General features: G+C 68.3%; 11 protein-coding genes. 5 read left to right on the top strand and 6 right to left on the bottom strand.

The annotated features are described in order from the left end of the window. Nucleotides 1-47: 47 nt before the first annotated feature. Entirely contained in the window at nt 48-2,045 is a 1,998-nt protein-coding gene (gene thrS / locus AC1DSZ_RS23310) for a threonine--tRNA ligase (protein ID WP_476840700.1), read from the top strand. 57 nt (nt 2,046-2,102) lie between these two features. On the opposite strand, the gene AC1DSZ_RS23315 is transcribed toward thrS, so the two are convergent. The 4 genes from AC1DSZ_RS23315 to AC1DSZ_RS23330 form a co-directional block, all read right to left on the bottom strand. Further along, nucleotides 2,103-2,414, bottom strand: a complete 312-nt coding sequence (locus AC1DSZ_RS23315) for a c-type cytochrome (RefSeq protein ID WP_476840701.1) — start codon at nt 2,412-2,414, stop codon at nt 2,103-2,105. Nucleotides 2,415-2,507: 93 nt separating this feature from the next. Continuing rightward, entirely contained in the window at nt 2,508-4,394 is a 1,887-nt protein-coding gene (locus AC1DSZ_RS23320) for a methyl-accepting chemotaxis protein (RefSeq protein ID WP_476840702.1), read from the bottom strand. Between the two features lie 94 nt (nt 4,395-4,488). Then, nucleotides 4,489-5,436 (bottom strand): hypothetical protein, encoded by a 948-nt coding sequence (locus AC1DSZ_RS23325; RefSeq protein WP_476840703.1) that lies wholly within the window; start codon nt 5,434-5,436, stop codon nt 4,489-4,491. A 92-nt stretch (nt 5,437-5,528) separates the two neighbouring features. Then, entirely contained in the window at nt 5,529-7,952 is a 2,424-nt protein-coding gene (locus tag AC1DSZ_RS23330; RefSeq protein ID WP_476840704.1) for a YfhO family protein, read from the bottom strand. A gap of 233 nt (nt 7,953-8,185) precedes the next feature. Here AC1DSZ_RS23330 and AC1DSZ_RS23335 point away from each other — a divergent pair, with 233 nt between their 5' ends. Together AC1DSZ_RS23335 and AC1DSZ_RS23340 are read left to right on the top strand one after the other, a co-directional pair. Then, complete coding sequence (locus AC1DSZ_RS23335; RefSeq protein ID WP_476840705.1) at nt 8,186-8,752, top strand: nitroreductase family protein; 567 nt, start codon at nt 8,186-8,188, stop codon at nt 8,750-8,752. 48 nt (nt 8,753-8,800) lie between these two features. After that, complete coding sequence (locus AC1DSZ_RS23340; protein WP_476840706.1) at nt 8,801-9,400, top strand: flavin reductase family protein; 600 nt, start codon at nt 8,801-8,803, stop codon at nt 9,398-9,400. A gap of 25 nt (nt 9,401-9,425) precedes the next feature. Here AC1DSZ_RS23340 and AC1DSZ_RS23345 read toward each other — a convergent pair whose 3' ends face one another. Together AC1DSZ_RS23345 and AC1DSZ_RS23350 are read right to left on the bottom strand one after the other, a co-directional pair. After that, nucleotides 9,426-10,292, bottom strand: a complete 867-nt coding sequence (locus AC1DSZ_RS23345; RefSeq protein WP_476840707.1) for an HpcH/HpaI aldolase/citrate lyase family protein — start codon at nt 10,290-10,292, stop codon at nt 9,426-9,428. 3 nt (nt 10,293-10,295) lie between these two features. Beyond that, nucleotides 10,296-10,793 carry a MaoC family dehydratase gene (locus tag AC1DSZ_RS23350; protein ID WP_476840708.1) on the bottom strand — a complete coding sequence of 166 codons (498 nt, stop codon included), beginning with the start codon at nt 10,791-10,793 and terminating at the stop codon, nt 10,296-10,298. Between the two features lie 115 nt (nt 10,794-10,908). On the opposite strand from AC1DSZ_RS23350, the gene AC1DSZ_RS23355 reads away from it, so the two are divergent. Next, the gene (locus AC1DSZ_RS23355; protein ID WP_476840709.1) at nt 10,909-11,970 is read left to right on the top strand and encodes a lytic transglycosylase domain-containing protein; all 1,062 of its coding nucleotides are present in this window, start codon (nt 10,909-10,911) and stop codon (nt 11,968-11,970) included. Beyond that, entirely contained in the window at nt 11,967-13,664 is a 1,698-nt protein-coding gene (locus tag AC1DSZ_RS23360) for a DUF2336 domain-containing protein (RefSeq protein ID WP_476840710.1), read from the top strand. Before AC1DSZ_RS23355 ends, AC1DSZ_RS23360 begins: the two co-directional genes overlap by 4 nt. Nucleotides 13,665-13,670 lie beyond the last annotated feature (6 nt).

A 13,670-nucleotide genomic window follows, 5' to 3' on the forward strand; every position in this document is an offset into this window, starting at 1 on the left:
TTCGCTTACCTGCACGTGTTTGCAGGAGTGAGCCGGAGAGCTGCAGCATGATCAACGTGACCTTCCCCGACGGCGCCGTACGTGAGTTCGCCCCCGGGACCACCGGCCTCGACATCGCCAAGGGCATCTCGCCCTCTCTCGCCAAGCGCACGGTCGCAATGGCGCTGGATGGCGCACTGGCCGATCTGAATGATCCGATCGAGCGCGACGCCAGGCTCGAGTTCGTGTCCCGCGACGATCCGCGGGCGCTGGAGCTCATCCGGCACGACGCCGCGCATGTGCTGGCCGAAGCGGTGCAGACGCTGTGGCCGGGCACGCAGGTGACCATCGGGCCTGTGATCGAAAACGGCTTCTACTACGACTTCGCCCGCAACGAGCCGTTCACGCCGGAGGACTTCCCGGCGATCGAGGCCGAGATGCGCAAGATCATCGCGCGCGACAAGCCCTTCACCAAGGAGGTCTGGACGCGCGACGAGGCCAAGCGCGTGTTCGCCGAGAAGGGCGAGGGCTTCAAGGTCGAGCTCATCGACGCCATTCCGGTCGGAGACGACCTGAAGATCTACCGGCAGGGCGACTGGTTCGACCTGTGCCGCGGCCCGCACATGACCTCCACGGGCAAGATCGGCGAAGCCTTCAAGCTCATGAAGGTGGCGGGCGCCTATTGGCGCGGCGACTCGAACAACCAGATGCTGACCCGCATCTACGCGACCGCCTTCGCCAAGAAGGAAGATCTCGAGGCTTACCTGCACCAGCTGGAAGAGGCCGAGAAGCGCGACCATCGCCGGCTCGGCCGCGAGATGGACCTGTTCCACTTCCAGGAGGAAGGGCCGGGCACCGTCTTCTGGCACCCCAAGGGCTGGACGCTGTTCCAGACCATGATCGCCTATATGCGGCGGCGGCTGCGCGCGGACTATGACGAGGTCAACGCTCCGCAGATCCTCGACAAGAGCCTGTGGGAGACCTCCGGCCACTGGGGCTGGTACCAGGAGAACATGTTCGCGGTGAAGTCGGCGCATGCCTTCACGCACCCGAACGATCCGGAGGCCGACCAGCGCATCTTCGCGCTGAAGCCGATGAACTGCCCGGGGCACGTGCAGATCTTCAAGCACGGGCTGAAGAGCTATCGCGACCTGCCGATCCGGCTCGCCGAGTTCGGCGCCGTGCATCGCTACGAGGCTTCCGGCGCGCTGCACGGGCTCATGCGCGTGCGCGCCTTCACGCAGGACGACGCGCATATCTTCTGCACCGAGGAGCAGCTCGAGGCCGAGTGCCTGAAGATCAACGAGCTGATGATGTCGGTCTACGCCGACTTCGGCTTCGACGAGGTGGTAGTGAAGCTCGCCACCCGGCCGGAGAAGCGCGTCGGAACGGACGCCATGTGGGACCACGCGGAGGGCATTCTCCGCAAGGTGCTGGACAAGATGGCGACCGAATCCGGGGGCCGGATCAAGACCGGCGTGAACGAGGGCGAGGGCACGTTCTACGGGCCCAAGTTCGAGTACACCCTGCGCGACGCGATCGGGCGCGAGTGGCAGTGCGGCACCACGCAGGTGGACTTCAACCTCCCGGAGCGGTTCGGCGCGTTCTACATCGGCGCGGATGGCGAGAAGAAGCAGCCCGTGATGGTGCACCGCGCCATCTGTGGCTCCATGGAGCGCTTCCTCGGCATCCTGATCGAGAGCCATGCCGGGCATTTCCCGCTCTGGCTGGCGCCCGAGCAGATCGTCGTCTGCCCGATCACGAGCGACGTCGACGATTACGCGCGGCAGGTCACAGCCAAGCTGCGGGACGCCGGGCTGCGCGCCCGCTCCGACCTGCGCAACGAGAAGATCAGCTACAAGGTGCGCGAGCACTCGCTGGCCAAGGTCCCGGTGATCATTGCGGTCGGCAAGAAGGAGGCCGCCGAGGGCGCGGTGACGGTGCGTCGCCTCGGCTCGCAGGCGCAGGAGGTGATGAGCCTCGACGCAGCGCTGCAGTGCTTCCTCGACGAGGCCACTCCGCCCGACCAGAAGCGCGCGCAGGCGATGCGGATCGCAGCCGAGTAGTCGCGACGAAAATCCCTTCCCGCCCGGTCATCGCCGGGGCGGGAAGGGCGGCATCGGTTATTTCTTCAAGCTCCCAATATAGGCCACCAGGTCGGCCACCTCGGTGCGGTTGAGCTGCATGTCCGGCATCTTCGGGTGCGGGTTCATCAGGAACTTGTCCAGCGGCACCACTGCCGCGCCGCGCGCCGCGATGCTCGCAAAGGTCGGCGCGTCCGCCTTGGCGCTGGCTTGGCCAGGCGTGACGACGTGGCATTCCGCGCACCAGCGCTTGGCGATGCGGCCGCCGTTGGCGGCGTCGGCGGCGAAAGCCGGGCTCGCGCAGGTCATCGCGAGAGAGAGGATCAGGACGTAGTTGCGTGTCGAGGCCATGCGATCACCCGTGTTGAAGCACCGCAGCATGCTCCCGGTCGCGCCGGAGCGCGACGACTTCGATCAATGATAATCGTAAAACGTGCAGGTTCTTCAGCTCGTCCTGCTCTGCCTCAGCGAGCGGTGCAGGGCCTCGATCTCGACGCGCACGGTATGGGCCTCGGCCTCCAGCGTGCGGGTCGTGGCCAAAACGTCTGACGCGCAGGCGTTGGAAAGTTCGGCCGCCGCCCGGATCGCGTCGGCGCTGCGGGAGGCGTCGGCGGCCGTCTGCGCCGCGGTGGCGATGCGCATCGCGATTTCGCTGGCCGAATAGCTTTGCCGGGCCACCGTGCCGGCGATGGCCTCGGTGGTGTCACGGGTCACGCTCAGGCGTTCCTGAACGGCGCGGACGCTCTCGATCGACGTCCGCCCCGCGCGCTGGATGGCGGTGAGTTGGTCGCTGATTTCGCCCGTGGCGAGGGAGGTCTGGGCCGACAAGTTCTTGATTTCCTGCGCAACCACCGAGAATCCGCGTCCCGCCTCTCCGGCGCGCGCCGCCTCGATCGTGGCGTTCAGGGCAAGCATGTTGGTCTGGTGGGCGATGCTCCGGATGAGTTGCACCACGCGGTCGATCTGCTGGGTGGCGACGAGCAGCTCGTCGAAGGCGCCGTTGCTCCGGTCTGCCTCGGCGATGGCCTCGTCGAACGTCGCGAGGGCGCCGCTCACGGCGCGCTCGGCCTCGATCCCCATGTCCGAGATCGTGATGGCGCTGCCCGCGACATCGTCGACATTGCGCGCCGATGCGTTCGAGACTTCGGCCGCTCCGGCGCTACCGTCGCGCGCCGCAATGGCGGCCTGGTTCATGCGCGCGGATTGCTCGCCGATGGCATGGATGATCGCATCCAGGGTCTCGATGGACGATCCGAGATGCCCGCTCAGCTTCTCCACGCCAGCCAGCACCTCGGCGTCGCGCTGGGCGAGCTTCTCGCGTTCGTCGCGCAGCGCGAGTTCGGCGTGCTGCTCGGTCGCAAGCTGGCTGGCGCGCTGGAAGGCTTCCCGCGCCAGCCGCGCCCGGATCGACAAAACCACCGCGCCGGTGATCAAGCCCATGCCGAGCAGGCCCATGAGCGCGATCGCGACGCCGCGACGCCGGAGCGGGCCGAACGCCTCATCGTTCGAGAGCCCCACGGCGACGACAAGGTCCTGCCCGGTCACCCGGCGGAATGCCCCGATGCGCTCGATCCCGTCGATCGGGCTGGTGAGCTTGTAGGAGCCTTCCGCGCCAGTGCGGATGGCCTCGAACATGGGCGTGCCGGCGACCGAGACGCCTGTCGAGTTGGGCTGCTGCCCCCGACGGGTGCGCACGATGCCATCCAACCCGAAGAGGCCGACGACGCCGTCGCGGCCAAGATCGACCGATTCGTAGAGACGCGAAAAATGGTCCGGATCGATCGACGCCACGATGACGCCTCCGAACCCGCCGTCGGGGGCCTTGATGGCGCGCGTGAGCTGGATCGACCAGCGGCCGGATGCGCGGCCGAGCAACGGCTTGCTGACGTAGAGCCTGTCGTCGCTGCGCTCGCGGTGGACCTTGAAATGTTCGCGGTCGGAGATGTCCACCCGCTCGGTCGCGGGTTTCATGTTGGACATCACCAGCACGCCGTCAGGCGCGACGATGCTGAGCTGGAAGGTGAGGGAATCGAACTGCGATGCACGCTTGGAATAGGCCGCGCTGACGACGTCGATTGATCCCTCCTCGTAGAGCGCCCGGATGAGCAGGAGGATCTTGTCGACTTCCCGGATGGTGCGGCCTGCGCTCTCTGCGAAAAGCGTCGCCATGTCGGCGGCCTTGCGCTGCGCGCCCGAACTGGCATTGCCATGCTCGATCACCAGAATGGAGCCGAGCCCGGCCCACATCACGATCGCGAGCGATGCGCCGACCACGATTGGAAAGCGCGCTGCGCGATCGCGGAAGATGGGGCTGATGAATCGGCTGAGCACGCGGCGGTCCCTCCGCGAGCACTGTCCCCTAAAAGTGTAATATCTCGATTAACAACTTTAACGCGTCGGCGATGCGTTTGTCGCCTGTAGCGCACTAGCGCGCGAGCACCTCGATGTCCCGGTCGAGCCCCGACTTCACGGTGAACTCCTGCGTGTAGACCTTGCCGGCGTTGCGCGCGATGGCGACATACTCGCCTTCCGCCAGCGCCATGGACGGGAAGGCGCCGATGGCCTCGCGAATGGTGTCGCCGCCCGGCGTCAGCACGCTAAAGGCCGTGTTGGCGAGCGCCTCGCTGCCGGGCGCCGTCACGAGCTTCAGCGTCACGGTGGCGGCCTTGTGGCGCAACGTCGCCTCGGTGACCTTGCCGGCCTCGATCTTCAGATCAGCGTTCATGATCGCGTTGCTGTCGCCGTAGGTCGACACGATCCGGTAGGCGCCCTCGGGGAGCCGGATCAACGTGCCCGCGTGCGCGCCCTCCACCACAGCGCGCCCCTCGGGATCGTTGCCGAGCGGGACATAGACGCTGAAGCGCAGCTTCTCGGGCGGGATAAGCGTGTCGCCGATGATGCCGCCGAGCACGAGGCCGCCGGCGTTGATCGTGAGGCTCACGGTGCTGGGCGCGCCGCTCATCACGACGCGGCGGGTGGCGCTCGCCAGTCCGTAGGCGGCATGGACGATGTAGACGCCCGGATCCAGCGGAATGCTCGGCGACGCGGAGGTCGATTCCTGCACCAGCGTCGCGGGCGATCCATCTTGAGGCTCGGCGTAGATCCGCCACGTGATTCCCGTGCGGATCGGTCCGGCCTGCCCGCCCAGCACGGCCCCGAGATAGAGCATGCCGCCGTCGCGGTGAATGGCCGTGGACGGCGCCGAACGCGCGGGTGCGGGTTGTCCGCCGCTCGCCTCGGGCGAGGTCGGCGGCGGCAGCGCGGTGGCGGGCGACATCGGCGTCAGCGGCGGGAACACCGTCTGGGCCGCCGCGGATTCAAAACCCAGCGCACCCGCGAGCAGAAGCGCGATCGTGATGGTGTTGCGAGCCATTGAACCATTGTTCGCCGCAGCGTCGCGGCGCCTTCGACCGGTGGTGTTGTGCACCCGGACAGGCCGCCGGACAAGCGCCACAACGATGACCGTCAGCGAGTGGCGGTCTCGCCGGCTCCCTCGCGGTGAACGAAGTCCGTCGCGGCGGTCAGCAGATTGTCCGTCGAAAGCGGCCGGAATGTGAACTCCACCTGATGCCGCCCGGCCGGCACTTCCACGCCGCGGAACAGAAGGTTGGCCTTCAGGACGTTCTTCTCTTCGCCGTCCACGGTCACTTCCCAGCCCGGGTAGTAGAGATCGTGCAGCACCAGCAGTCCGGCGCGCTCCGTCGTCACCGAGAGTTTCACGCTGTTGCGCTTGTAGGACAGGATCTTGACCTGCGAGGCGTTGCCGCCGTCCTCCGGCGTCGCGTCGTTCTGCGCCGTGTAGTTGCCGTCCAGGTACTCGAGGTCGCCTTTGTCGATCAGGGCTTCGGTGCTGCGGTCGAACTCCGGCAGCTCCTCGTCCGAAAGGACTTCCTCGGTCTCCACCGGGCGCAAGCGCGACGCCACATAGGCGCGCGGCGCGGCCGGGGCCAGGCGATAGATCCACATGTTGTCGGAGGAGTAGAGCAGGGTGGCGGCGCTCAGCCGCGGGAAATGCCGCGGCAACTTGTCGGCCGGGCGGTCCAGCACGAGGTATTCGAGGCCGAGCAGGCGGGCCAGATTGCAGCGATAGCCCCGGAAGGTGCCCGGGAACTGGCGCAGGCGCAGCTCGACGGCGTTCTCGCCCGGCCCGACGGCCTTCTCGTATTCGGCGATGCGCAGAGCGTTGTACCCGACCGTGTCCTCGATGCCGAGCACCATCGAGGCGTTTTGCCAGGCGCCGGTCAGGCCGAGGATTTCCACGCGGGGCCGCTCGCCCTTGGCGTGGCGCTCGTCCAGTTCGCGCTTCAGCACGTTCAAGCCCGCGAAGTCGCCCGGCTTGAGGCTGTCGTAAACGGCGTAGCGGTTCGACGGCTCGGCGTTCAGCGCCGACGCGGCGTTGCGCCACACGAGTTCGCCGCCTGTGAAGACCACCAGAATGGCCGCAGCCGTCAGACGCGCCTGACGGCCCGTCTGCTGAATGGCCAGGGTGAGCCCGACCGCCGCCACCGCGAGGAACAGCGCCACTTGGACGCCGGCCTCGAGCAGATGGCCGCCGCGGCTGGAGAAGATGAGCCCGGAGGCGAGCAGGCCGGCCGGAATCGCGAACGCGGCCGCCTTCTGGACGCGCGCCGCCCAGGGGCGGAGCCGTTCAGCCAATGCCGCGCCGCCATCCGCGATGTAGCGGTGAATGCAGTAGCCGGCGCAAAACGCGAGCGAGATGTTGATCAGGAACGTCGCGTCGGCGGGCCGGCGATACAGCGCGATGCCCGGTACATGGTCGAAAAGGCGCACGAACACGGGCGTATAGCGGCCGAGAGCGTAGATCACCGCAAACAGACCGAGCAGGCCGAAGAACCGCAACTCGCGACCGAACAGGCGGCCCTTGCCGACGCCCTGCCACAAGATCAGGACGATCGGGATCGTGCCGGCGAAGATGTAGTTCACCGCTCGGTCCGTGTAGGTGCCTTCCGGCACCGTGTCCCACATCGGCCCCCAGTAGTCGTAGGTGTGGTTCAGCGTGCCGAAGATGTTCGGCGTCAGCATCGTGACGAGGCTCGACGGCGGCATCGAGTTCATCGCCGCGACGCCGTAGCTGATGGCCGGGCGGTTCGAATCCGCCAGCAGCTGCATCGTCAGCAGCGCCGGGACGGCCAGCATGGCGACAATCACGATGGCTGCCAGCGCCAGCAGGGGCGCGCGGGTCAGGGCGAAGCGGAACGGCTGGGCCGCGCGGGCGCCCTGGCCGATCACCGCCGCCGTGATGGCGAGGCAGCACAGGAAGGCGACCTGGTCCCGGCCCAGCGCCATGAGCCCGGCGCAGAGGCCGAAGGCCAGCGCGGCTTTCCAGGATTTTTTCTCCAGCGCGATCTCGACGAAAAGCAGCGCCGGCAGAAAGAACGAGTAGGAGAAGATCATGCCCGTGTGCTGCAGGCGGGCTGCGGCCGAGCCGCCGAGCACGATCATCATCGCGGCCGCGACGGCGCCGATGGGGTGCCAGCCGCGCCGGTAGAACAGGCCGAGCGTCGCAAAGGCCGGCAGCAGCAGGTGGGCGAACACGACGCCGTCGAACAGCTGCATGCTGGCTTCGGGCGCGAGCCAGGCGAAAGCCGCCATCGTGGGGGTGAACAGCAGCGACTGGGGATCGGCGACCGAGGGGTGACCGCTGAAATGGTAGGGGTTCCACAACGGCCACTCGCCCTGGGCCAGGGCTGCGCCGAGATAGCGGAACATCGGGTAGAAGTGGTTCTTGGAGTCCCAGGGCACGACGGAGTCGGTGAACCGCCAGGTGAGCGCGGCGACGACCCAGAAGGCCAGCACGGCGCCGACGGCCGCGAGGGTCGCGCGGCGGGTCCAGAGGTTCTGCGGCTGCAAGGGTTGGGCGGGAACCATGGGGCGGGAACTCATGCGCACGGGTGGCGATGGTGCGCGTGCCTTGACGGCGTCGCGAGCTAGCCCTAGCTCTCGATCGCCTTCGAACGGGCCGGTTTATCCCGGCCTCGGCGCGCCCCATCCCGATCTTGGCCACACATTTCCATGTGGCGCATGAACACTGCATGAATGTGGAATAGGACCGCGGATCGCCCATCGCCGGGCACCGCTCGTCCCCAGGTTGACGGACGCCCATGACAGACACCATCGAGATGCTCCGGACCCGCCGTTCGGTTCCGCCCCAGTTGATGACCGGCCCGGGCCCCACCGCGGCCGAACTGGATGCGCTGCTCGCCATCGCGACCCGCGTGCCGGATCACGGCAAGCTGGCGCCCTGGCGATTAATCGTCGTCGAGGGTGAGGCGCGCGACCGGCTCGGAGAGGCGGTCGCGGCGGTTTTCCAGGCCGCCAACCCGGGCGCGGACGAGGACCGGCTCGCGGTGGAGCGTGGCCGGTTCAACCGCGCGCCGCTGGTGGTGGCGGTGGTGAGCCGGGCGGCGCCGCACGTCAAGATTCCCGAGTGGGAGCAGGTGCTCTCGGCCGGCGCGGTGTGCATGACGCTCACGATCGCGGCGAACGCCATGGGGTTCAAGACCGCTTGGTTGACCGAGTGGATGGCCTATGACGCCAAGGCGCGCGAGGCGATCGGCCTGGCGCCGCAGGAAACCGTTGCGGGATTTATCCATATCGGCCGGGGCGAGTCCCAGCCCGATCGGGTGCGGCCCGAGCTTGCCACTCTGGTGACGCGCTGGGGCGCGTGACCGATCCCGAAAAGCAGAGTCGCCTCAAGGCTCAAGGATGAACCGCGCATGTTCTACGACACTGTGAACTACGCTCACGGCCTGCCGCACGATCCCCTGAAGGCGATCATCGCGCCACGGCCGATCGGCTGGATCAGCGCGGTGAGCGCCTCCGGGCAGGTGAACCTGTCGCCTTATTCGTTCTTCAACGCCTTCTCCACGCGGCCTCCCATCGTCGGCTTCTCGTCCGAGGGGTTCAAGGACGCGGTGGCGTTCATCAGCGAGACCAAGGAATTCGTCTGCAATCTCGCGACCTGGGACCTGCGCGACGCCATGAACTCCACGTCGGCGACGCTGCCGCGAGGTCAGAGCGAGTTCGAGCATGCTGGCCTGGAGCAGGAGCCCTCGAGCCTCGTCAAGCCGCCGCGGGTCAAGGGTGTTGCGGCCGCGCTGGAGTGCCGGCTCACCGACATCCAGCAGCTGAAGACCTCCACGGGCGAGCAACTCGAGCGTTACCTCGTGCTCGGCCACGTGGTCGGCGTTTATATCGACGAGCGCTTCATCAAGGACGGGCTCTTCGACATCACGGCCGCGAAGCCCATCGCGCGCTGCGGCTACCACGACTACGCCGTCGTGAACGAGGTGTTCTCGATCATACGCCCGAGCTGACCGGGCGCTCTCGGGCGAGGCGCGCTTATTTCGCGCGGTCCAGCGTGCGAAGCGCGCGGCGCAGGTGAGGGCGGTCCAGCATCTCGCCATCGAGACCGATCACCCCGGCGCCCGGATTGGCGTCGAAGAGGTCGACGATCCGCCGGGCGCGCGCCACCGCGGCGGCGCTCGGCGTGAAGATGTCATTGATGGCCGAGACCTGGCCGGGGTGTATGGCCATCTTGGCCGTGAAGCCGTCGCGCCGCGCGGCTTCGCATTCGGCCCGCAGACCCGCCTCGTCGCGGAAATTCGTGAACACCGTATCGATGGGCGCCACCTCGGCCGCCCCCGCGGCGAACAGGGTGAGCGTGCGCGCCAACCGGTACGGGTCCGCGTAGACGCCGTCCTGATCGCGGTTGGTCTCGGCTCCGAGATCGGCCGACAGGTCCTCGGCGCCCCAGGTCAGGCCGGCGAGGCGGTGGCTCGCGCCCGCATAGCTGCCCATGTTGAAGATCGAGCGCGCCGTTTCGGTCGCAATTGCGATGATCCCAACGCCGCCGTCCCGCTGGCCGTTCTCGGCTTCACGGACCGCGAGCTTGGCCGCGAGATGCTGGACATCCGCGCCCGAGATGGTTTTCGGCAGGAAGACTCCGTCAGGCCCGCCCGCCATCACGCCGTCCAGATCGGCGTCCGCAAGGCCGGTGTCCAGCGCATTGATCCGCACGAAGAGCTTGGGGCGATCCGCCGCCACGGCCGCCTCCCGCAGGAACGCGAGCGTTGTTTCCCGGGCTGCCGCCTTGCTGTCGGGGGCGACCGAATCCTCGAGATCCAGGATCAGGGCGTCTGCGCCGCTCGCCAGAGCCTTCTCGAGCTTGCGGGCGCTGTCGCCCGGCACGAATAACAGGGAGCGCATGGGTCAGGCCTGCGGGCGCTTGCGCATGAAGGCCTGGCGGCGGCACTCCGCCACCAAGGCTCCGTCCTGCTTGTAGGCGCGGTGGATGAACTCGACGATGCCGGCGTCGGGACGCGAGCGCGACTCCCGCTTTTCCGCCACCTCGGTGGTGCAGCGCACCGTGTCGCCTTCGAACAGTGGCGCCGGAAAGCGAACGTCGGTCATGCCGAGATTGGCGATGGTGGTTCCAACCGTGGTGTCGTTCACCGAGATGCCGATCATCAGCCCGAGCGTGAACAGTGAATTCATGAGCGGCTGGCCCCACTCCGTTTCGGTCGCGCAGAAATGGGCGTCGATGTGCAGGGGCTGCGGGTTCAGCGTCATGTTGGAGAACAACATGTTGTCCATCTGCGTCACCGTGCGGGTGAGCCGATGGGCGATGCTCTCGCCGACAATGAAGTCCTCGAAATAGAGGCCGCCCCGAGCGTGCCGCGCCGCCTCGCGCGCCGATGTGTCCGCCATGTCGCCATTCCCTTCTGCGGAGGCTTCCGGATCGCATTGACCATCCGTTTACCATGAATCGGCACAGTGTCAGTCCGACCGTCGGCGACGCGTCGGCGTTCGTTCTGGAGTTGCGATGTTCCTGTTCACCACCCCCGCGGTTACGCCGGAGCCAAGGCCGCTCGCGCCGGCGGCTCAGACGCCGGTGGTGGACGCCATCAAGACGGGTTCGGCGCAGACCGGAACGGATTTCGGATACCTGCTGCAGACCGCGCAACGCGAGTCGTCGCTGGATCCCGACGCCAAGGCGAAGAACTCGTCCGCGACCGGCCTTTTCCAGTTCATCGAGCAAACCTGGCTCGGGTTGATCAAGACCAAGGGCGCGTCTCATGGCCTGGGGGCCGAGGCGCAGGCGATCAGCGAAGGCCGTTCGGGGCGCCTGGACGTGGCCGATCCGGCCGCCAAGCAGCAGATCCTCAACTTGCGCAATGATCCCCGCACGGCCGCCCTGATGGCTGGCGAGTTCACGCGCCAGAACGCCGCGACGCTGGCCTCGGCGCTGGGAAGGCAGCCAACGTCGGGCGAACTCTACGCGGCGCATTTCATGGGCGCGGGCGGGGCCGCCGAACTGGCGCGGCGCGCCCAGACGACGCCCCAGGCCGTGGCCTCCGAGGTGTTCCCCGACCAGGCCGCCGCCAACAAGGCCGTGTTCACCGACAAAGCCACGGGCCGGCCCAAGACCGTGTCGGAGCTCTACGCCTCGCTCGTGAAAGGGCCAGCGGCCACTGCTCCGATCTCGTCCGATCCGTCGACCTGGGCCGCGGCGCAACCCGTCACGCTGGCCACCGCCTATGCGCGGCAGGACGGCCCCCGCATGCACGGGCTGTTTCGGACGGAGGGCGACCGCTCGCCGATGAACCAGACGGTCGCCAAGCTCTGGACCGGACTGCCGTCGAGCCGTCCTGCATCCGATGCGCCGAGCTACTTTCCCCGCACGGCCTCGCTCGGCAAAGCGACCGCTACGGACGCCGTCGCGGCTGCGCCCGTGGGTGGGACGCCCGCTTCAGGCTCCTCGCCCGGCCTGGCCGTGCCGCTGCCGCCGGAACGACCGCCCGAGTTCTCCAGCCGTCCCGCAGTGGCCCGCCAGCAGCGTGCGCCACTTGATCTGCTCTCGTTCCGTGTAAAGGGCGCGTCATGATCGTCCGGCATTACATGGCCTGGATGCGCACGGCTGCGGCGCCGGCCCGGGCCGAGGCTACCGCCGCGCTTGCACGCGCCTATCTGCGCTCCGAAATGGACCAGAGCGAGCGGGGCGAAGCCGAGGCGGCGCTGACGCTCGCTTTGGACGACCGTGAGCCGGCAGTGCGCATAGCCTTGGCTGAGACGCTGGCGGACTGCGTCGAGGCTCCCCCGCATATCATCCTGGCTCTGGCGGGGGATCGCGGCGACGTCGCGGCGATCGTTCTCCAGCGGTCGCCGCTTCTGGCCGACGGCGAGTTGATCGAGCTGGCCGTGGCGGGTGACGTGGCCGCGCAGGTCGCGGTCGCGCAGCGCGCCCATGTCGCCGCCCCGGTGGCCGCAGCCCTGGCGGAAGTCGCCGACGAGCCCGCCGCGCTGGCGCTGCTGGGCAACGCCGAGGCCGAGCTGCCCACCTTTTCGCTGGCCCGCATTGTGGAGCGATTCGGCTCAAACGCGGACGTGCGTGACGCCGTGCTGGCGCGGCCGGCGACCCCCGTCGACGTGCGGTTCGCCGTAATGCTGGCCGAGCGCCGCGCCGTTGCGGCGGCGGACCGCGACGGCGTATCGCGTCGCGAGCCATTCGCGCACGAGGACGAGGAGCGCGTCGCCATCGCGCTTGCCTCCCAATGTGGCGAGGAAGACCTGACCGGCCTCGTCGCGCATCTGCGCTCCACCGGACGCTTGACGGCCGGGCTGATGCTGCGGGCCCTGCTGTCGGGCGATCTGCGGCTGCCGACCGCCGCTCTCGCCAATTTGGCCGGCATGGCGGAGCGCCGCGCCGCCGCCTTGATGATGGAGCCGCGCGCCGGCGGGTGGAGGGCGCTGTATCGCAAGGCGGGCTTGCCGGACAGCCTGATGCCGGCTTTCGCGAGCGCCGTTCAGAACTGCCGCGATGTCACGGCCGATTTCGCCGGGCTGGGCGGCGGTCCCGTTGTGGCGCGCCGCATCATCGCGCGCGTGCTGACGGATCGCGAGGTGCAGGACGCCGCCGGGGGCGAACGCGTTCTTTCGGTGCTGCGGCGCTTCGAGGTCGAGACGGCCCGCGAAGAAGCCCGTCTCGCCGCCTCGATGATGCTCGACACCCTGGCGATCGAGTACAAGCCGCCGCTCGCCTTGGCTGCGCCGGTCGTGGTGTCTGCACAGTTCGAGCAGCCCGTGCTGGCCGCGGTCGAGCTGGCGCACGAAGCCCGTGCGGCGAGCCGCGTGGACGAGATCCGGCCGATCGTGATGGCGGCGCTCGAGGACGCCTTGTTGCTGCGCGGCTCGATCGGGGACGAGGAGGAGATCGCCGGCACGACGCTGGACGAGGACCGCCCGCTCGCCGTTGCGCCCACCCCGGACGAAGACCTCGGCGCGCCTGTCGCCGAGCCAGGCGAAGAGGATGGTCTGCGGCAGCAGATTGCGACCGATTTCGAGATCGACCAGCCGTTGTCCGCCGAACAGGGCGAGTCATCGGACTGGGCCGACGACATGATCCCCGCCGCCGCCAACGATCAGGAGCCAGTCGGGCCTGTCTTTTCGGCGGCGCCCATCGCAGTGCGCGCAGAAACCGATGCTCCCGTGCTGACCGTCGAGGCCCGGGCGCTGCTGCGGATCGAGGAGATGGTCGCGCAGGCCTATGCGGACGCGCGCCGGCAGGAGAGGGCGGCCTGAGCCGCC

This window comes from Alsobacter sp. P4_H11 (assembly GCF_056400925.1).